Annotated in this window: 16 protein-coding genes and 1 tRNA gene; 9 read left to right on the top strand and 8 right to left on the bottom strand. The window is 39.9% G+C overall.

What is annotated here, in order from left to right; all coding sequences use genetic code 11:
• The first annotated feature begins 41 nt into the window (after positions 1 to 41).
• From HXT44_RS05400 to HXT44_RS05375, 6 genes are all read left to right on the top strand, one after another.
• On the top strand, positions 42 to 536 hold the full coding sequence (locus tag HXT44_RS05400; RefSeq protein WP_004106032.1) for an S-ribosylhomocysteine lyase: 495 nt from the start codon (positions 42 to 44) through the stop codon (positions 534 to 536).
• A gap of 53 nt (positions 537 to 589) precedes the next feature.
• Positions 590 to 1,129: an N-acetyltransferase gene (locus HXT44_RS05395; RefSeq protein WP_421782748.1), complete on the top strand. Its 540-nt coding sequence runs from the start codon at positions 590 to 592 to the stop codon at positions 1,127 to 1,129.
• 85 nt (positions 1,130 to 1,214) lie between these two features.
• Positions 1,215 to 2,594: an alanine racemase gene (alr, locus tag HXT44_RS05390; RefSeq protein ID WP_119522543.1), complete on the top strand. Its 1,380-nt coding sequence runs from the start codon at positions 1,215 to 1,217 to the stop codon at positions 2,592 to 2,594.
• A 63-nt stretch (positions 2,595 to 2,657) separates the two neighbouring features.
• Entirely contained in the window at positions 2,658 to 3,941 is a 1,284-nt protein-coding gene (locus HXT44_RS05385) for a deoxyguanosinetriphosphate triphosphohydrolase (protein WP_119522541.1), read from the top strand.
• Positions 3,935 to 6,091 (top strand): DNA primase, encoded by a 2,157-nt coding sequence (dnaG, locus tag HXT44_RS05380; RefSeq protein WP_410311086.1) that lies wholly within the window; start codon positions 3,935 to 3,937, stop codon positions 6,089 to 6,091. Before HXT44_RS05385 ends, dnaG begins: the two co-directional genes overlap by 7 nt.
• 90 nt (positions 6,092 to 6,181) lie before the next feature.
• Positions 6,182 to 9,316, top strand: coding sequence for an alpha-mannosidase (locus HXT44_RS05375; RefSeq protein ID WP_162863112.1), 3,135 nt, complete (start codon positions 6,182 to 6,184; stop codon positions 9,314 to 9,316).
• A 47-nt stretch (positions 9,317 to 9,363) separates the two neighbouring features.
• On the opposite strand, the gene HXT44_RS05370 is transcribed toward HXT44_RS05375, so the two are convergent.
• Genes HXT44_RS05370 through HXT44_RS05355 form a run of 4 tightly spaced genes read right to left on the bottom strand, consistent with a single transcriptional unit; the run spans position 9,364 to position 12,503 of the window.
• Complete coding sequence (locus HXT44_RS05370; RefSeq protein WP_119522537.1) at positions 9,364 to 10,209, bottom strand: energy-coupling factor ABC transporter ATP-binding protein; 846 nt, start codon at positions 10,207 to 10,209, stop codon at positions 9,364 to 9,366.
• Complete coding sequence (locus tag HXT44_RS05365; RefSeq protein ID WP_174182541.1) at positions 10,193 to 11,047, bottom strand: ATP-binding cassette domain-containing protein; 855 nt, start codon at positions 11,045 to 11,047, stop codon at positions 10,193 to 10,195. The genes HXT44_RS05370 and HXT44_RS05365 overlap by 17 nt, the downstream gene beginning before the upstream one ends.
• Positions 11,031 to 11,837, bottom strand: coding sequence for an energy-coupling factor transporter transmembrane component T (locus tag HXT44_RS05360; RefSeq protein WP_012914362.1), 807 nt, complete (start codon positions 11,835 to 11,837; stop codon positions 11,031 to 11,033). Before HXT44_RS05360 ends, HXT44_RS05365 begins: the two co-directional genes overlap by 17 nt.
• Positions 11,838 to 11,891: 54 nt before the next feature.
• Complete coding sequence (locus tag HXT44_RS05355) at positions 11,892 to 12,503, bottom strand: ECF transporter S component (protein ID WP_012914361.1); 612 nt, start codon at positions 12,501 to 12,503, stop codon at positions 11,892 to 11,894.
• Between the two features lie 259 nt (positions 12,504 to 12,762).
• On the opposite strand from HXT44_RS05355, the gene HXT44_RS05350 reads away from it, so the two are divergent.
• Positions 12,763 to 13,728, top strand: a complete 966-nt coding sequence (locus HXT44_RS05350; protein ID WP_012914360.1) for a nucleoside hydrolase — start codon at positions 12,763 to 12,765, stop codon at positions 13,726 to 13,728.
• Between the two features lie 149 nt (positions 13,729 to 13,877).
• On the opposite strand, the gene HXT44_RS05345 is transcribed toward HXT44_RS05350, so the two are convergent.
• A complete protein-coding gene (locus HXT44_RS05345) occupies positions 13,878 to 15,629 on the bottom strand; it encodes an acetolactate synthase large subunit (RefSeq protein ID WP_174182542.1) in 1,752 nt (583 codons plus the stop codon).
• Positions 15,630 to 15,884: 255 nt separating this feature from the next.
• Here HXT44_RS05345 and HXT44_RS05340 point away from each other — a divergent pair, with 255 nt between their 5' ends.
• Together HXT44_RS05340 and HXT44_RS05335 are read left to right on the top strand one after the other, a co-directional pair.
• Positions 15,885 to 17,078, top strand: coding sequence for an SLC13 family permease (locus tag HXT44_RS05340; RefSeq protein WP_102703190.1), 1,194 nt, complete (start codon positions 15,885 to 15,887; stop codon positions 17,076 to 17,078).
• A 79-nt stretch (positions 17,079 to 17,157) separates the two neighbouring features.
• Positions 17,158 to 17,230, top strand: a tRNA-Arg gene (locus HXT44_RS05335).
• A gap of 127 nt (positions 17,231 to 17,357) precedes the next feature.
• Here HXT44_RS05335 and HXT44_RS05330 read toward each other — a convergent pair.
• From HXT44_RS05330 to purE, 3 genes are read right to left on the bottom strand one after another with little or no spacing between them, the layout of a single operon-like run.
• Positions 17,358 to 17,762: a Fur family transcriptional regulator gene (locus tag HXT44_RS05330; protein WP_004106002.1), complete on the bottom strand. Its 405-nt coding sequence runs from the start codon at positions 17,760 to 17,762 to the stop codon at positions 17,358 to 17,360.
• 20 nt (positions 17,763 to 17,782) lie between these two features.
• Positions 17,783 to 18,955, bottom strand: coding sequence for a 5-(carboxyamino)imidazole ribonucleotide synthase (purK, locus tag HXT44_RS05325; RefSeq protein WP_004108378.1), 1,173 nt, complete (start codon positions 18,953 to 18,955; stop codon positions 17,783 to 17,785).
• Positions 18,939 to 19,403, bottom strand: a complete 465-nt coding sequence (gene purE / locus HXT44_RS05320) for a 5-(carboxyamino)imidazole ribonucleotide mutase (RefSeq protein ID WP_004108375.1) — start codon at positions 19,401 to 19,403, stop codon at positions 18,939 to 18,941. Before purE ends, purK begins: the two co-directional genes overlap by 17 nt.
• Positions 19,404 to 19,506: the final 103 nt, after the last annotated feature.

Genomic DNA, 19,506 nt, shown 5'->3' with positions numbered 1-19,506 from the left:
GAGTACGTTGTTTATTGTGTAGTTAAGTGAAGGGAATACTTATGAATAAGCAGGATGCGTCTAGACCTAGACCAGAAAGTTTTGAACTAGATCATACTAAAGTAAAAGCACCTTATGTGCGCTATATCAATACGCAAAAAGGTCCTAATGGGGATGTTATTTCCAACTATGATATTCGTTTAACGCAGCCTAATGAGGAAGCGATTCCTACTGCAGCTTTGCATACAATTGAGCATATGATTGCAGTGTTACTTCGCGAGCGTATTGATGGCTATATTGATTGCTCGCCTTTTGGTTGCAGAACTGGTTTTCATCTGCTAACTTGGGGTGAACACAGCACAGAAGATGTGGCGCGTGCTTTAAAGGAATCTCTTGAGTTTATTGCGTTTAAGGCGACTTGGGATGATGTTCCTGCAACAACTATTGAATCTTGTGGCAACTATAGAGACCACAGTTTATTTGGTGCTAGTCAATGGTGTAAAGATATTCTAGCGAAGGGAATTAGTTCGGATCCTTTTGAGCGCAAACTTGTGTAAGTAATAATTAGCTAATTTTGCGTAGTTTTATTTGGTTTCTTTTAGAGGTTGGCATGGAAGATATAACATTAAGAAAAGCAACTCTTGGTGACTTGCAAAATATTGAGCATATTTATGAAAATGCTCGCAAATTTATGCGTGTTACAGGCAATCCTCATCAGTGGGGGAATGGTTTTCCACTTGTTTCAAGTGTTATTGAGGATATTCGTTTAAAACGTTTCTATTTGATTGTTGACGAGGACCCAGAATCATGTAACGAGCGTATTCTAGCGCAATTCGCATTATGCGAAGGTGTTGATGAAGTGTATGCCAGTATTGACGGTGCGTGGCTTGATGATATTTCCCCCTATGTAACAATTCACCGCTTAGCATCTTCGGGAATAAAACCAAAAATGGCAACAGCGTGCTTGCATTGGGTGCAGCAAAACTATAATAATGTACGCATTGACACGCATCCAGATAACGTAATTATGCAAAAAGTAATTACGCGTGCAGGGTTTAGTCGTTGTGGATTGGTCGTTATTCCAGACCGTGCACACAGTGCAGTACGTATTGCATACCAATGGGTGCAAACACTTAATCATGTCATATGAAATGCGCATGTGTTCTTAAAAGCTTATGGAGAGTATACAAAAGAGCATGTAGCATTAAAAGCATACTAAATCAGTTAGGTGAGTTATGAGTACAGATTTAAGTAATGCGGCAAGTAATAGTGCAAGTAATGCGGCAATGTTAGAAGCAAACTATGCTCGCGCGTTAAGTGCATACCCTGGGCAGGTAATCGTCGATTTGAAGGCACTTCGAGACAATATGCGCACTTTGGTTACGCGCGTTTCGCAAGATTTGCAGCCTGGTCAGAATGCGCCGGAAGTTATGGGAGTCGTAAAAGCAGATGGATACGGTCATGGGCTTATTCCTAGTGCGCTCGCGGCTTTAGCTGGAGGCGCTACTTGGCTTGGCACAGCTCAACCGTACGAGGCGTTACGTTTGCGTGCAGCTGGTATTGATTCTAGCCGTTGTCATATTCTCACTTGGCTTACTAGTGCTCCAACTACGAGATTTGCAGATTTGATTACAGCAGATATCGATATTTCTGTAGGCTCTATTGACTCGCTTAATGCTGTGGCTTTTGCTGCACGAAAGTTAGGTAAACCTGCTCGCGTGCACGTAAAAGTCGATACTGGTTTTGGACGAAACGGTTTTACGCCAGAAGGTTTTAGTGCCGCTCTAGAAAAATTGCAGCAATACTCTAGTGAAGGCGTAATCGAGGTTATTGGCCAATGGAGTCACTTAGCTGTAGCAGATTCTCCTGACGTTCCAGAATTTGTAGATGCAACCGACCGTCAAATCCAACAATTCCACGAGTTTACGAAACGCATGAAAGAAGCATCGGTTGCTCCTAAAATCCGCCATTTAGCGAATACTGCTGCAACGCTTAACCGTCCTGAAATTCGTTTTGAACTTGTTCGTCCAGGAATTGGTTTGTACGGATACGAGCCGGATCCTGCAATGGGGGATTCGCAAACTTATGGATTGCAACCAGCTATGACGCTTCAAGCGCAACTTGGCACTGTAAAAGCTGTAGAAGAAGGGCATGGAATTTCTTACGGGCGTACGTATTTAACTCCAAATAATACGAGTACTGCTATCGTGCCGCTTGGTTACGCTGACGGAATTTTGCGTTCTGCTTCCGGATTTGATATGCAAGGTGCTCGTCATATTGATAAGCCGGGCGGACCAGTTAGAGTAGAAACCAATAAAGGTGCGCGAATTTTGAACGTTTCTGGGCGAGTTTGTATGGATCAGTTCATAGTTGATTTAAAAGGAGATGCCTCAGAGTTAGGCGTTCGAGAAGGCGATACTGTAACGCTTTTTGGACCTGGAAGAGGCATGAAATTTGCTGAGCCTACTGCAGACGATTGGGCAGAAGCTGCAGGAACAATCAGCTACGAAATCATGACTGGAATTGGGCCTCGCGTACCGCGGCTTTACCGCAACGCTTACGAAGTGCTATCTTCTAGCGATATTGCAAAACTGGACGCAAAAAGTCTTATATAACTTGTTACTGCTTGTTTTAGAAGGTTAATAATAGCCTTAATTGCAAATAAAAAGAGGTGCTGTATGTGCGACGAAGTAATTGCATCAGATAATGAGATCGTTGGCGAATACGATTTGCATGATACCGAGCGCTGGGCGAGTGAGCCTCATCACACTCGTGTGAGAACGCCTTTTGAACGAGATCGCGCGCGAATCATACACTCGTCTGCTCTTCGTCGATTGGGTGCAAAAAGCCAGGTTTTAGTTGCAGGTTCGGATGATTTTGCTCGCACTCGCTTGACACATACTTTGGAAGTTGCGCAAATTGGTAGGCAAATTGCAGCAATGCTTGGATGCGATCCAGATGTTGTTGATTGCGCTTGCTTATCGCACGACTTAGGGCACCCACCATTTGGTCATAACGGGGAACGCGCGCTCGCAGAATTAGCGAAAAATATTGGTGGATTTGAAGGAAACGCACAAACTCTTCGCTTACTTACGCGCTTGGAACCGAAAGTTTTTCGTGAAAACGGCAGTAGTGCAGGAGTAAATCTTACGCGCGCAGCATTAGATGCTGCAGTGAAGTATCCGTGGGGATTAGAAGAAGCAAAAGCGCACGATAAAGGCGAGCGTGATTTGAAATTCTGTGTGTATCCGGATGATCGAGATGTGTTTGAATGGCTGAAAATTGGTGCTCCAAGCGAAGCAAAACCAATGGAATGTCAAATAATGGATCTTTCAGACGACATTGCTTACAGTGTGCACGATATTGAGGATGCGATTGTAACTGGTGCTTTTAACCCTGCTTTAGTTGCGGATTCAAAAGTTGTAGATGAAGTTATTGAAGAAACCCATGCATGGTATGGTGAACGTTGGGATGTAGATAAACTTTTGGATGCTTTGAAACGTTTGCGTTCGCTTCACATGTTTCCTAATTCTTTCAACGGTTCTCGTCGAGCACTAGCGCAGTTGAAAAATATTACTAGTGCTCTTATTGGTCGTTTTGCAAGCTCTGTTGAGCACGCTACGCGTGAGCGTTATGGCAATGGTCCGCTTGTTCGCTACCGCGCAAACCTTGTGATTCCGGAAAATACTTCCTACGAAATTGTGATGCTGAAAAGCTTAGCTGTGCACTTTATAATCGCTCCTCGCGAGCGTGAGGTTTATAAGCGCGAACAGAAAATTTTGACAGATTTAGTAGAAGTATTTATGAGCAAGTCGCCGCGCTCGCACGATGCAATGGAGGAAGTATTCGTGGGAGATTGGAACGAGTGCACTAACGATGATGAGCGTCTTCGTGTTGCAATCGACCAAGTAGCAAGTCTTACAGACGGTTCTGCTACAACTCTTCACGCGGCTTTGTGCTAACGAATCCACTAGGAGTTTCCAACACTGGCGGAGAAATTTACCACTCGCCGCAGATTTGCGATAAGCTAGATAGCATGGTTGGAATGATTGTGAAAGAAGACATTGAGCGCGTGCGTGCTGCGGCAGATTTGTATGACATTGTGTCTGCAACAGTGACGCTTAAGCCTTCCGGAACTGGCACTTTTGTAGGTCTTTGCCCATTTCACGATGAAAAAACGCCGAGTTTTAGCGTGCGACCAAGCTTGGGAGTGTGGCACTGTTTTGGTTGCGGCGCTGGTGGTGATGTATTTAAGTACGTTGAGCAAAAAGAGAATATTGATTTTCGTGAAGCGGTCGAGTTTTTAGCAGATCGTTATCACATTGAGATGCATTATAAGCAGGAGCAAAATAATGATTCTCAAGCGCGCGGTTCTAAGCGAGCCAGGCTTTTAGAAGCAAATGAAGAAGCGCAAAAGTTTTTCGTTTCAAATCTCGGCACTAAAGAGGCAGCTCCTGCGCGCGAATTACTTGCAGGGCGAAACTTTACTCCGCAACAAAGTGCGCGTTTTTCTTGTGGTTACGCGCCTAAAGGCTGGGATAATTTAGTTAGATATTTGGCAAATAAAGGTTTTACGCGTCAAGAACTTCTTGATGCTGGTCTCGCTAGACTCGGTCAGCGCGGAATATATGACTATTTCCGCGGTCGCTTAACTTGGCCTATTCGCGACTCGACTGGTCGAACTCTTGGCTTTGGTGCAAGAAAGCTTTATGACGACGACTCCATTAGCGCAAAATATATTAACACTCCCGATACTGCACTGTATCGAAAAACGCAAGTTTTGTACGGAATTGACTTAGCTAAAGCAAATATTGTAAAAAAGCGTCAAGTTGTAATTGTCGAAGGCTACACGGACGTTATGGCATGCCATTTAGCTGGTATTGATACTGCAGTTGCAACTTGCGGAACTGCGTTTGGCGTTGAGCATGCAAAAATTGTGCGCCGCCTTATTGCAGACGATTCTTTGGGTGCAATTCAGCTTGTTGGTCCGCTGAAGGTAGATGGACAGTCTGTAAGTTCGCGCATCGTTTTTACTTTCGACGGTGATGCTGCAGGTCAAAAGGCTGCGCTACACGCTTTTGGTTTGGATTCTGCGTTTTTGACGCAAACTTTTGTTGCTGTAGCAGACAATAATCTCGATCCTTGCGATTTGCGTATTCAGCGCGGTGATGAGGCTGTGCGTTCGCTTGTTGCACATGCAAGTCCGCTATACGATTTCGTTATTGACACAGTAATTAATCGTTTTGAGACTTCGTACACTACTGGTCAAATGGGCGCTATAAAGGCTGTCGCTCCTCTTATTGCGCAAATTCGAGACCGTTCGCTGCTTGACTTGTATATGCGCAAAGCCGTGCGCTCAATTGGCGTTGATTTAGCTGTTATGCGCAATGAAGTTGAGTCTGCGCGTAGACGTTTGAAAGTGCGTGACGACGATGCTTATGCGCAAAAGCATAACGTTATTCCGCCTTTTGGTCAGCAAATTCATGACGATTGTAATGCAGGTTTTAAAGCTTCTCGCATGGAAATTATTAAAAGTTCTGCTAAAAATCAGCATTATTATCGTGTGGATGATGCTGTATTTATGTGCGAACAACAATTTATGGCGTTACTTTTGCAAGTTCCGCTTGCTTTTGATGAGAAATTGTTTGCGCAATTGACTTTGAATAATTTTATTACACCAGTATTTCGTACGCTGTTTCAAGCATTTGTAGCTGCAGGTGGATTGCCGGTTGGCAATGTTTCGCAAGGATTGTGGCTGCACATGATGACAAAAGCTGCAGGTCCTTTGCTTGAGTCCGTTATTACAGAACTTTCTGTAATGCCGTTGCCGCTTCCTTCTCCTGCAGATACATTGGAAGATACCAGCAATCGACAGAATCAGCAAGTTTCAAACGGATCTCCTTCAGATTTTTTGCGAAAAGCTACGAGTGCAGAAAGTAAGTATGCAAACGAGCTGCTTATTCGCCTTCTTGATATCGGCTATATGCGTAGAATCGGTGCTGCTAGAGTGCGTATGGCGAAACTCAAGGATGGTCAGGAAAAGCTTGAGCTTCTAGGAAAAATTACTTCAATGGAAGCGGCTCGCAAAAACTTACAATCGCAAATTCTATAAGATGTATCAATTACTTGTTTTGTCTTTATATACCGAGATACGCGATTTATATATAAATGTGTAGCTATGTAAGAAAGAAGTGTAGAAACAATGTTTTTATTACCTGAGCAGCAGTTGAATCGCTGTACAAGAGTTATGCAACAACGCCTATATCCGTATATAAATATTGTTTTATCGCACTGTAAAATTCGAGCATATGAGATTGCTGGAGAACCTATTTCTTCTAACGAATTCTTTTCTAAGCTAAAAAGAAACGATATTGTGTTTAGCTCATTTAATGTTCCAGGTGTTTGGGGAACAACTTGGGGTACAACATGGTTTGAAGTTACAGGGTCGATTGATTTTTCAAAGGTAAAAGGGCGCAAAGTTGAGCTAAATGTTGATTTAGGTTGGATTAGCAATCTTTTTCCTGGTTTTCAAGCTGAAGGATTAGTATATAATCTCGATGGAAGAGTTATCAAAGCTGTAAACCCTTGTAATCATTGGGTTCCATTGATTGATGAACATAATAATCGTTCTGTTAGTATTGATGAAAATGGTAATTTTACTTTATATTTAGAAGCTGCAGACAATCCATTTGTTGAAGGATCTGCTCCATTTTCTCCTACTGATTTAGGAGATTGTGCTACTGGAAAAACCGAATGCCAATATATGTTGAAGTATGTTGACGTTACCGTTTTTAATCGCAATATTTTTGATTATTATATAGATCTTGAGACTGTAAGTTCTTTGATGCGCGAATTAAATGATGATAATCCGCGTTATTGGAAATTAGCTAAAGCTTTACAGCTCTCCTTAAACGCATATGATGAGCATGATTTTTCTACTGTTCAAAATGCTCGTAAAGAGTTGTTTAATGTATTAAGTTGCCCTGCTGCAGCAAGCTCTATAAAGCATACGGCTGTCGGGCATGCTCATATTGATTCTGCTTGGCAATGGCCTGTGCGCGAGACTCATAGAAAGGTTGCACGCACAATATCTAACGTTTTAGCTCTTATGGATGAGGATCCTGATTTTACTTATGCTATGAGTTCTGCTCAACAATACGAGTGGCTAGAAAACGAGCATCCCGATTTGTTTGAGCGTATGAAAAATAGGATTAAGGAAGGACGTTTTATACCTGTCGGTGGTATGTGGGTTGAGTCCGATGTAATGATGCCATGCGGTGAATCTTTAATTCGCCAAATGACTTTTGGTAAGCGCTATTTTAAGGAGCATCTTGGTGTTGAACCTCATGGCATTTGGCTCCCAGACAGTTTTGGCTATACTGGAGCATTGCCTCAACTTGCTCGCCGCGCTGGATTTGATTGGTTTTTAACTCAAAAGATTTCTTGGAACGATACCACTAAATTCCCGCATCATTCATTCCTTTGGGAAGGAATAGACGGTTCTAGGATTTTAGCTCATTTTCCTCCATCTAATACTTATGCTTCAGCTGTGAGCATGCATGAGTTAGTTTATTCTCAACGCAATTTTTTGGATAAAGATTTATCTGATCACGCAATATTGTTATACGGTTTTGGCGATGGCGGTGGCGGACCTACTCGCGAAATGACTGCTCGTATTAGGCGTGATTGTAATTTAGAGGGTGCTCCTAGAGTTGATTTCGGCACTCCTGATGAGTTGTTTGAAAAAATACGAAAAGATATTGTTGACGATTCAAATGGTAATACACCAGTGTTTAAAGGTGAGCTTTATCTAGAGTTGCATAGGAAAACTCTTACTTCTCAGCAAGATATGAAGCGCTATTGCCGCATGGAGGAATCATTGTTGCGCGTAGCTGAATATCTTGTTGTTTTAGCTCGAGTTTATGCGCCAGAATACCGTTTTAATAGCAATGAGCTTACTAGAATTTGGAAGACTTTATTACTGAACCAGTTCCACGATATTCTTCCAGGCTCTGCTATTGCATGGGTTCATAGGCAAGCTAGAGAAGAATATGCTAGAGATATTTCTTGTTTACGTAAGATTATCTCAGATATTGCTCATGCGATTGTAAAAGCTAACAGTGCGACTGGCACTATTAGCGCGATTAGTATGCGTGAAAATGTAAAGTTATTGACTTATACAGGTAAAAATGAGGTCGCTTGGAATTTATATCAATGCAATGAAAGCGGTAAAAATAATAAAACAACTGTAAAACACAAAAATGATGGTGGAATAATTCTTAATAATAGTGTTTTAAGTGTGATTATTGAACGCGATGGCACAGTATCTTCTGTTAAAGATATTAAATTTAATCGCGAGCTAATTCCATCTGGTTATCGCATGGCGCAATACGAGATACTAAAAGATGAGCCGTATCAATGGGATGCGTGGGATGTTGATAGAGATGCATTTATGAGGAATCGTAAGATTGATGATTCCTCAATTGCTGATGTTAAAGAACTTTTATCGGGCGGTGTGTCTGTTGAAATCTTGGCATGTAAAAAAGATATAAAGATTAAAACAAATATAATTTTAGAGCCATGTGTTAAACGACTTGATTTCCATGCACAAGTTGATTGGAAAGCTAAAGAGCAATTTTTGAAAGTAGATATGCCAACATCTATATGTTCAAATAATGCGCAATATGAGTGTCAATATGGTTTAGTTGAACGTCCAATAGTAAAAAATACTCGTAGTGATGACGCAAAATTTGAATCATGCACGCATAGGTTTGTTCGTATAGAAGATTCCTCTTATGCTGTTGCAGTTGCGAATTCGTCTACTTATGGCGCTGATGCTGCTCCTATTGGCGATTATGTTTCATCTTGTGGAACTATGCTCAGATTATCTTTGCTTTCTGCGCCTCTTTACCCAGATCCAAATACGGATCAAGGTAAGCATGAATTTACTTGGTCATTTATTGCTGATGCAAATATGGATTCAGTGCTAAGTATAGCTGATTTTTTGAATTCGCCAATTATTGATAAGCTTCCAGATGTAGATCCGCTGTTTACGATTCATAGAAACTCAGGTCTAATTGCATTAGATTGGGTTAAGCTAGCTGACGATTGTTCTGGAGATATAATTTTGCGTATTTACGAGCCATGTGGTGGCTGCGCAAGTGGGCAAATAAAACTCAATAAAATCTTGCGTGCGGCTTCGATTGAAGAAGTGGATCTTATGGAAATGCCCGTGTTGCACGGTATGCCTGTAGCTTTGCACAAGAATAATGACGTGTTAAATATAGAATTACATCCTTTTCAGCTATGCTCATTGCGCATTCACATTGCATCTTAATATTGATATTTTTTGTTTATATTTTGATACTTGTGATTGCACATACATTAATGATTATTGCGATTTGCAATATATTTAGCTAAAGCACATATAGGATTATCTGTATTTATATAGTTAATTTCGAGCGCATTCATTATCTGCACTATGATTGGTTGGTCAATATGCGCGCGTCTTACTATTTCTACATTCTGAAATGCAGATTCGATGCTCCCTTTGTATAGCACATTTCCATTATCAAGTATGAGAGCATTTTGACAATTTTTGTATGCGAATTCCATGTCATGGGTAATAAATAATACTGTTACATTTATCGTATGTAAATAATTAAGTATTTTTACAAGTCGCATTTTTTGTAGCTTATCCAACCCGCCAGTCACTTCATCCATAATAATAATATGTGGTTCTCTTAGCAGTGCAGATGCAATGTTAATAAATTTTCTTTCAGAGAATGACAAATTAAATGGGTTTGTATTTTCTTTATCGTTTAAACCAGTAAGATTCACAACGCGACGGTAAAGATCATTGTTTATATTCTTTATCCCATATGTAATCTCTTTATGCACAGTGCTGTTAAAAATTTGATCATTTGGATTCTGAAAAATATAACCAACGAGTGATGTAATATCGTGTTGCTTTAATGTTTTATATTGTTTTCCTTCGATAGTTATGTCACCAGAAGTTGGCTGTAATAAATTGTCTATTATTCTGGCTAAAGTGCTTTTCCCTGCTCCATTGCTACCTATTATTGCGCATACTTCACCACTTTCGAATTCTACATTTACGTGTTTTAGAATTTTGCATGATTTTTCTTGTTTATTATTGTTCTTATTTTTTATTTTTTCATTTGAAGGATATTGAAAACTTACATCGTCCAATTTAATTGCGGTGCTCATTGCATTTCTCCTTCAATAAAACTATTAATTTGCTTATATCTGTTATGTTAGGCGTTATTTGAATATCAAAATTACGTAACTTTTTTACAATTTTGACGACTTCTGGAATATCAATACAGTCAGAAGGGAAGGTTTCATCATAAAAAACATCATATTTATTCCCATAATGGGTTATAAAACCATTTTGAAGAACAATAATATTATCTGCATATTCTGCTAACAAATTTGTATCTTGTTCACTAATTATTACAGTATGTCCTTCATCTTTGTATTTTTGTAGAAAATTATAAATATTCTTAGTTTCTTTTGGATCAAGTTGTAGAGTAGGTTCGTCAAGAATTAGTATTTCTGGATTATTCACTATAACGCAAGCGATTGCAACGCGTTGAATTTGCCCGCCAGATAGGCTTAGTGGGTTTTGAAGCGCAAGCTGTTCTATGTTAAGTAATTGCATAACTTGTGTAACTCGACTCTCTATTTGTTGAGTAGGGGTGTTGCGATTTTCTAAGCTGAATGCAATTTCTTCAAATACGGTTTTTTTAATATGACTTAATTGTGAAAAAGGATCGCTAAATACAAAGCCTATGCTGCCACTTTCATTAGATTTTGCTAAATCAATCGTGTTGTTTAATAGTATTTTTCCAGAATATTCTCCCTTATAGAAATGAGGAATATAACCCTTAAGAGATAAGCATAGACTTGATTTACCTGAAGCGTTAGCTCCAATTACTCCATATATTTTCCCTGATTCTATCTGTATTGTTATGTTACTTAAAGCTGGTTTTGAAGTAAGTGGATAAGTGTATGAAAAATCGCAAATATTATATGAGATAACCATAAATTACTCTTCCTAGAATAAGAAAAACTAGTGTAATTGTTCCTATTGCTAGTACTAATTTTTCGTGACCATTATGATTAACCTGTTTAATATATGTCTTTTTTTCTGAACTAAAAAAATTTCTTGAATCAAGCATCATTATGCGCTGCTCTATGTTTATTAGTGAAGTAATAAATGCTGGAAGCAAAATCGAAGTAAATGTGCCAATTCTACGTATTAAATTTCCATTAAAGTTTATTCCACGACTTTTTTGCGAGATTATGATTGCTTTAATTTGCATTTGTAAATAATCAATAGTTTGGAAAGTAGAAAGTATTATGAAACATATTTTATTGCTCATCCCAAGTTTGCTTAAAGATATTGTAATATCTTCTATATCAGTTATTTGGAAAAACCATATGACTATAGTTGATATGTTTAAGGTATTCATTCCAAGCGTTATAGAATTAGACAATGCTGTATCTGTAATTTGCAAAAAATTAAGATTTAATATTGCATTTCCTTGTCTATAGAAAGCAACTTGAAATATTGCAACAAATAATGAGAACATGGCTATACTTGCTACAAGTTTATATCCATTCTTTTTTATTCCGCATAGAATCATCAGAATAAGTAGAGCAAGAAAATAGGGGAACAATAAAAGTCGTAAATAGTATAATGTGAATGAAAAAGTATTTAATATAATGTCTACTATTATCAAATATATGGTCAATATAAATTTTGTTGTAGGATACAGCGTTACAAACGTATTTGTATTTTTTACTTGATTAATAGTATCTATATAATGCATGTGCATAATTACTTTTATCTTTGTCTGTATATAGTAGACTCGATTTAATTTTTACTATTCAGAATCTGAATTTTTTAAGTAAAGTGAACCTAATGGGAAAAGAAGCAGTAATTTATTGGGCAAGCATTTTATAACGCTTAAACATATAATGATTGTTAATATTCTATCAGCCCAAGTAAAGAATCCTTCAGCAGAGAATACAGAAATCCAAATATTCACTCCAGATGCAGTTATTAAACCCGCTATCATAGATGATCCTCCGCCAGTAAACCCGCTAAATACTATTACTACTATCGGTGCCGCAATAATAATGGATACTATTGCCATGATTATTGAAGAAATAAAAATTTTCATATAATTTGAAAACATTTTATGTTTTGCTAGAATGCCAGCGCATAAGGCCAGAGCAATATTGACCACTATAAATGGAAGCATGGTTGGCATAGTGATTGATGAAACTATTGAAGATAGCATTCCAGTTATTATTCCTACAAGTGGTCCAAAAACCATGCATGCAAATAAAGTGCCTATAGTATCAAGGAAGATAGGTAGTTTTAGTACGCCAGCTATAGTGCCAGAAATATAATTAATAGCAACACATAATGGTATTGTGACAACTGCAGCAGTAGTAAATTCTTCCTTGAATGATTTAATTATCTGTTTCATGCAACTACCTCCTATTTTATTACTACAAATATAATCTTTTCATGGATTATAAGATACCTTTATAAAGTTTGTAAATTAATATTTAGTGTTTTTGATAAATTTTCGCGAGTATATGACATATATACGGCATATACGCGCTTGCGTATATAAATAACATTTGGTTTTATAATGCTTGCAGTATGTGTTGCTTCAGCTGCACGCTAAAGTTAGTTACATCTGAAACTACAGTTTCTATTAATTGATAGGATGTTGAGAGTTTATGGAAAATAAAGGAATTTATTCTAAAAAGAAAATAATAATAGATACAGATTGTGGTTCGGATGATGCTATGGCAATCGCCATGGCTTTAAATGATCCTAGATATGAGATATTAATGTTTTGCACTGTATCAGGAAACGTGTGCATGGAACAAGCGACTATTAATACGCTTACTACTATCGAGCATGCTGGTTCATATGAGCCACCTGTATATAAAGGAAGCAGAAGCATGCTGTTACGCGATTTGGCTTATGCTCATGAAACTCATGGTAGAGATGGAATGGGTGATATTGGTCTAGTTCCTCATCGTTTGAAAGAAAGTAATGGTAATGCTGTTTTGAAAATGATTGAAACTTTGAGAAACAGTGAAGATGGTGAAATAGATATTATTGCATTAGGACCATTAACTAACATTGCTCTAGCTATTAAGGTTGATTATGAAGCGATGAAAAAAGTTGGTCGCATAGTCGTTATGGGATCTGCTGGTTTAGGTCGTGGAAATGTTTCTCCTGTAGCAGAATTTAATATTTGGCAAGATGCAGAAGCTGCAAAGATATTAGTTGATTCTGGTCTTAAAAATATTATGTTTGTTGGATGGGACGCATGCTTGGGAGAATGTATGCTGAATCCACAAGAAATTGCTAATATTCGCAAAAGTGGAGAACTCGGTAAGTTTGTCATTGATTGTAATAGGGAATTAATGGAAATGAATGTTAGCCGTTTTGGGGATGCTTATCTAGATATGGCTGATCCATCTGCTGTTGCCGCTGCGTTATATCCTGAATGTATAAGCGAGTGCACAAAATATTATTGCCAAGTTGATGCAACTCCTGGACCAAGTTATGGCTCAGTTCTTGTTGATGCTAATTTCTTCTCTGGTAAAACTCCGAATGTTGAAATATGTAGTAGGCTTAATCCCGAAAAATATAAAAATTACATTTATCGTACTTTGCATGTTGTAGATTAGCAAAATTTATTTTTACCAACATGCTTTCTATATTGAAATAACATTTAAATACGACCGGGTTTGTTTATGGTTGTTCACAAACTTTCTCGGTCGTATTTATATTTAATGCGTATAAATTAATGCGTATATTTTTTCAGTATAAATATATTTTAGTTACTAAAGTCAATATCGCCGAGTTTTTCAATAAGCTTCATATTCTCGCTGTAATCAACTGGGCAGGAAATCACATCGACACCGTTTTTCTGATCCAGTGCTTCACGCAGCATGTTGTACAAATCCTCCGGCTTTTTAACAGCATGACCGCGCGCGCCAAAGCTTTCAGCTAGTTTTGGCACATCCGGATTATGGAAATCAACGTATTCGTGCTCGCCTGCATGAAGTTCCATCTTCCACTTAATTAAGCCATAAGCGTTATCTTCCCAAACAAGAACTACCATTCGGCTGCCAACGCGCACTGCAGTTTCAATTTCCTGCACGTTCATCATAAAGCTTCCGTCGCCCATCACAGCCAAAACCGGTTTCGTGTTAATTTTGCCGGAATTATCGCGAATAAACGAAGCTCCAACAGCTCCCGGAAGTGTCCAAGCCATAGTTGAAAGACTGTTGTCGATTATGCAAGTATTCGGGTGCATAGTTGGGTACAATCGTGCCATCCACATTTTAAGGGCGCCTGTATCTACAAGAACCTTCGTGCCTTCAGGAACAGCGCGGCGAATATCGTAAACTACGCGCTGCGGTTTCATTGGCATGCTTTCGTCGTTTTCGCAAGAATGTAATTCTTCCGTAAGCAGTTGTCGAATACGTGGGTGGCTTACGTCGAAAGTGATATTGCGTGTCTTTAATACTTCTGTAAGAGTTTTAAGCGTTTGGCCAATATTCGCCATAATATTCAGCGCAGTAGGGTAGTGCGCGTCGGTATCTTCCACAAAAGTATTGATGTGAATAATAGTTTTATCAATATTTGGGTTGATTTTCTTCGGGTCGAACTGCTGAATTGAGAAGCCGACAGCAATAATCAAATCAGCAGTATCAAACGCGAAGTTCTCGTAATCGCGATGCATGAAGCCGACTACGCCAAGTGCATTCGGATGATTATCTGGGAAAACGCCCTTACCTTCGAAAGTAGTTGCAACTGGCACATTAAGCTGCTCAGCAAAAGCAAGAAGCTGAGCCTCAGCGTGAGAGCGCGCAACGCCGTTTCCAGCCAAAATAATAGGTTGCTTTGCTTGACTAATAATTTTCGCAGCTTCTTCAATAGTGTCCGGCGCTGGCATAATATGCAGCGGATGCGGAAGTGGAAGAGGCTTTGCGTTGTCAGGTGCTGGCATTTCGCTAATATCTTCCGGAATAACAAGGCACGTGGCTCCCGGACGGTTGCGACCGGCAATAGAGAAAGCTTTTCGAACCATTTCCGGCGCAGATTCTGGAGCAAGCATCATAGAAGACCATTGCGTAATTGGCTGGAAGAGCGCAACCAAATCAATAATTTGGTGAGATTCCTTATAAAGCCTAGAAACATTACCTTGTGCGCAAATCGCTACAAGCGGTGTAGTGCTTGCGTTTGCTTGAGCTACAGGAAGCGTTAAATTCAATGCGCCAGGACCTAGAGTTGCCAAGCATACGCCCGGTTTTCCAGTAATATGAGCGTATGTTGCTGCCATAAAACCAGCGCCCTGCTCGTGGCGAGTAAGCACAAAACGAATTCGTCCATCGCGCTCAATTGCTTCAAGAAGCGGAATATTTTCCTCACCTGGAATACCGAATACTACTTCAACGCCTTCGTTTACCAAGCATTCAACAACTAAATCTGCAGTATTGCGCTTGTGGTTTTCACGAAGATGCTTTTGACGAGCAAGTTTTTGTTCAAGCTTCTGATCTTCTGTTTTGTTTATTTCTGCCATAATTCGCTTCTTGTGTAGACAACAAATTCTTTGTTTTAATATGATATACGCAATCTTGTCTTTAAACGCAATTTTTGCAATGCGCGTGTCATAAAAAAGGGCGGAATTTTGTGTTAGCTACTTTAGGCTAAATCACGCTATTAATAGTTGCTAATTTATTGTTATTGCAACGATTTTGTCGGGAATTTAACCCGATTGTAGGACTGGGTTTCTAGTACAATAGAACCATTGTGTCTATTGCGTTACGGAGGAATGATGAAGCGCTGGCTGTTGAATCTGGTCAAGTGTGAAACCATTCTTATTGTTGCCGCAATTTTAGCGGTTATTTCTTGTTTTTTTGTACCTCCAGATCCGCAATATTTGAGTTATATTCATGTCAACACTATTTCGCAATTAGTGTGTCTTATGATGGTTGTGTGCGGATTCCAGCGCATTGGTGTGTTTCGATCTATTGGTGCGCGTTTGCTAAGGCATGTGCGCACTGAGCGCGGCTTGGTGCTCGTGCTTATGTCGTTAACATTCTTTTCAGCAATGTGGATCACGAACGACGTTGCTTTGGTTACTTTTGTGCCTTTTGCGCTATCTGTGCTCGTAATGGCGAATGCTGAAAAGCAGTCAATTCTTGTAATTACGCTTATGACCATTGGTGCCAATGTTGGAAGTATGCTCACTCCTATTGGCAATGCTCACAATCTGTATTTAAAGGCGTTGACTCATATGTCTACGCAAGATTTTTTGAAGATTATGGCTCCTTATACGATTACAGCAGCACTGTTGATGATCGTGTTTGCATTCGTATTCTTTAAGTCGCGCACAGTTGACCAGTTTGCAGGTTTGCATGGTGACGACATTGAGCAAAGCGTGTTGGCTCCTTCGCATGGCCATCCGCAGCCTGATGAAATTCGTGTTATGGGCTATGGTATGAGTTTTACTCGCTGGCGTGTTACTGTTTATAGTTTGCTGTTTGTCGTTTGCTTGTGTGGTGTTAGTGGATGGATTCCTGACTGGATTATGGTGCTTATTATGGTTGCAGCTTTTCTTGTTTGCGACCGCCACGTATTCCGTGTTTTAGATTGGGCTTTGCCACTCACGTTTATTATGTTCTTTGTTTTTATTGGCAATATGCGCCGAGTTTCTGGATTTAGCGATCTTGCGCAAATGTGGGTTGGTGCGCATCCGATGGAAGTTTCTATTGCTTCAAGCCAATTTATTAGTAATGTACCAACGACGATTCTGCTTTCTGGATTCTGTGATCAGTGGAAGCTTCTTATTATTGGCACGAATCTTGGTGGAATGGGTACTTTGATTGCTTCTATGGCTTCGCTTATTTCTTATAAGGGAATTACACACCAGTATTCGCATTACCGTGGGCGTTATTTGCTCACGTATACTATTGTCAATGTGTTCTTCCTTGCAGTGTTGATGTCACTTGCGTGGATTATTGAATAACAATTTTTATATAAACGTTTGATATTTATAATTTTATGGCGCGTTGATAACAGTTTTTTGGTATAATAACCATTTGTTTGCCTCTGTAGCTCAAAGGATAGAGCAACGGCCTTCTAATCCGTTGGTTGCGCGTTCGAGTCGCGTCGGGGGCACGATGAAATCTTGAAATAGCATAGTGTATTTCAAGATTTTTCAGAGTGCCGAGCTTGCTTATGGTTGAAAGCACTGTGTGCTTTCAACGCAAGCGAGGTCTGTACGCGTCTTTAAGACGCGTACAGGTTACTTATCTTCTTCGCGGCAGCTTTCGCATAAGCCAAATACTTCTAGCGTATGATCCACCACAGTGTACCCGTGAGATTCAGCTACTTTATGAATCCATCCTTCGTCGTCAGGTGGCTCAATGTCGACGGTTTTTCCGCAACGTTCGCACACTAAATGATGGTGATGAGTATTTTCATCGCAAATACGGAATAATTGCTGTCCATTAAAGCGCACGGTATCTACTTCGCCGCTTTGAGTTAAAGAATTAAGTTGACGATACACTGTTGCTAAGCCAATAATCTCCCCGTCTTTGGCGAGTATTCGGTGCAAATCTTGTGCAGAAACAAAATTACGAGACTCGCGTAAGTAGGAGAGTACTATTTCTTTTTGTTTTGTATGTCTACGCATAGGCTCACTAGACATTTCGCATCCTTTCGTCGTTTTTAGTCTAGCTCGTCGTCCCAGCAGCCTGTTGCATCTAATGCTGCAGCAGCGTCAACAGGATTATCGCATAGCACAGTAATATGACCCATTTTGCGATTCTTACGAACTTCAGCTTTTCCATAATCATGTATATGCCATTCTGGATGTTCCAAAATCAGCGAACGTGTAGGAGCCACATGTTGCCCAAGAACATTTACCATAACAGCAGGGGAAAGTAGCTTAGGCTTCTTTAAAGGCCAACCAACAATACCGCGAATATGTGCTTCAAATTGATCCATATCGCAAGCTTCAATCGTATAATGCCCGGAATTGTGAGGGCGAGGAGCAAGTTCGTTTACTACTACGCGATTATCTTTAGTGATGAAAAGCTCGATTCCTAATGTTCCTGCTAGTTCGAATCCTTTAGCTAAGCGCAAAGCTAATTCGTGAGCTGTTTTTTCAACTTCAGGATCAACTACTGCAGGAGCTAAAGTCATGTGCAAAATACTATTGTGATGCACGTTTTTTACTAGAGGATAAGTTACGAAATCCTTACCATTTCCAGAAACCAGGATTGATGCTTCAAAAGCAAAATCGACGAAACCCTCGAGAATTGAAGGAGGGAATTTTCCTCCGCGATCCGAGCGATGGTGAATGTTAGCAACGTCTTCTTCTGTGCGCAAAACATCTTGACCATGACCGTCGTAGCCGCCGCGACGAGTTTTAAGAATTGCTGGCAAGCCTATTTCGTCAATAGCAGCATCTAAGTCGTCCAAATTATTTACTTCACGCCACGGAGCTGTTTCGATTTTATGACTATTAATGAACGTTTTTTCACTGACGCGATCTTGAGTTACGCGTAACAGGTCAGTTCCTTGTGGGATTGCGGTTAAATGACGAACTTTATCAAGTGCGTCTGCGTTAACATTTTCAAATTCGTAAGTTAATACATCGCAACGTTCAGCAAGCTCACGTAAGCCTTCAGGATCGTCGTAATTAGCTTCAACCTGCAAATCTGCTACTTGGAACACAGGGCAGTCAAGCGTAGGGTCAAGAACACCAATACGAAAACCCATATGGCGAGCTGCAATAGCCATCATGCGCCCTAACTGGCCGCCGCCAATAATTCCAATAGTGGATCCTGGCATTAAACGTTCAACAGCACCATTAGTTACTTCAGATAAGGTTGGCATTTGATTCCTCGACTTTTTCTTTTAGTTCATTGCGATATTCTGCTAGTTCTTTAGCAAGACGATTATCAGTTGTACTTAGAATGCTTACAGCAAGCAATCCAGCATTTGTCGCACCAGAGTTTCCAACTGCAGTAGTTGCAACAGGAATACCTCCTGGCATTTGTACTATTGAAAGCAATGAATCCCAGCCTGATAGCGCATGCGAGCGTACTGGCACTCCAATAACAGGAAGCGTGGTTTGTGCCGCAATCATGCCAGGCAAGTGGGCGGCTCCACCGGCTCCAGCAATAATAATGTGGAAACCGTTTGAGCGAGCATTATGCGCAAAATCTGCCATTAATTCCGGTGTACGATGTGCGGAAATAACTCGTTTCATATACGGAACTTGGAATTTATCTAGAATTTCACAAGCATGACGCATGGTTTCCCAATCACTTGAGGATCCCATTACGACAGCGACGGTTGGCTTTACTTCTGACACGATGAACCTCCCTGACGTGCACTTGTTACTTTACGCAACACTAGGGAGAACTCGCCGAAGTTTATCTAAA

It is taken from the genome of Gardnerella sp. DNF01198P (genome assembly GCF_049244165.1).
GTDB lineage: Bacteria > Actinomycetota > Actinomycetes > Actinomycetales > Bifidobacteriaceae > Bifidobacterium > Bifidobacterium swidsinskii.
This window is presented reverse-complemented; position numbering and strand designations above follow the sequence as displayed.

Coding starts and splice junctions, on each gene's coding strand:
- HXT44_RS05400 (WP_004106032.1), top strand. CDS start 42: ATGAATAAGCAGGATGCGTCTAGACCTAGACCAGAAAGTTTTGAACTA.
- HXT44_RS05395 (WP_421782748.1), top strand. CDS start 590: ATGGAAGATATAACATTAAGAAAAGCAACTCTTGGTGACTTGCAAAAT.
- alr (WP_119522543.1), top strand. CDS start 1,215: ATGAGTACAGATTTAAGTAATGCGGCAAGTAATAGTGCAAGTAATGCG.
- HXT44_RS05385 (WP_119522541.1), top strand. CDS start 2,658: ATGTGCGACGAAGTAATTGCATCAGATAATGAGATCGTTGGCGAATAC.
- HXT44_RS05375 (WP_162863112.1), top strand. CDS start 6,182: ATGTTTTTATTACCTGAGCAGCAGTTGAATCGCTGTACAAGAGTTATG.
- HXT44_RS05370 (WP_119522537.1), bottom strand. CDS start 10,209: ATGAGCACCGCAATTAAATTGGACGATGTAAGTTTTCAATATCCTTCA.
- HXT44_RS05365 (WP_174182541.1), bottom strand. CDS start 11,047: ATGGTTATCTCATATAATATTTGCGATTTTTCATACACTTATCCACTT.
- HXT44_RS05360 (WP_012914362.1), bottom strand. CDS start 11,837: ATGCATTATATAGATACTATTAATCAAGTAAAAAATACAAATACGTTT.
- HXT44_RS05355 (WP_012914361.1), bottom strand. CDS start 12,503: ATGAAACAGATAATTAAATCATTCAAGGAAGAATTTACTACTGCTGCA.
- HXT44_RS05350 (WP_012914360.1), top strand. CDS start 12,763: ATGGAAAATAAAGGAATTTATTCTAAAAAGAAAATAATAATAGATACA.
- HXT44_RS05345 (WP_174182542.1), bottom strand. CDS start 15,629: ATGGCAGAAATAAACAAAACAGAAGATCAGAAGCTTGAACAAAAACTT.
- HXT44_RS05340 (WP_102703190.1), top strand. CDS start 15,885: ATGAAGCGCTGGCTGTTGAATCTGGTCAAGTGTGAAACCATTCTTATT.
- HXT44_RS05330 (WP_004106002.1), bottom strand. CDS start 17,762: ATGTCTAGTGAGCCTATGCGTAGACATACAAAACAAAAAGAAATAGTA.
- purK (WP_004108378.1), bottom strand. CDS start 18,955: ATGCCAACCTTATCTGAAGTAACTAATGGTGCTGTTGAACGTTTAATG.
- purE (WP_004108375.1), bottom strand. CDS start 19,403: ATGGGATCCTCAAGTGATTGGGAAACCATGCGTCATGCTTGTGAAATT.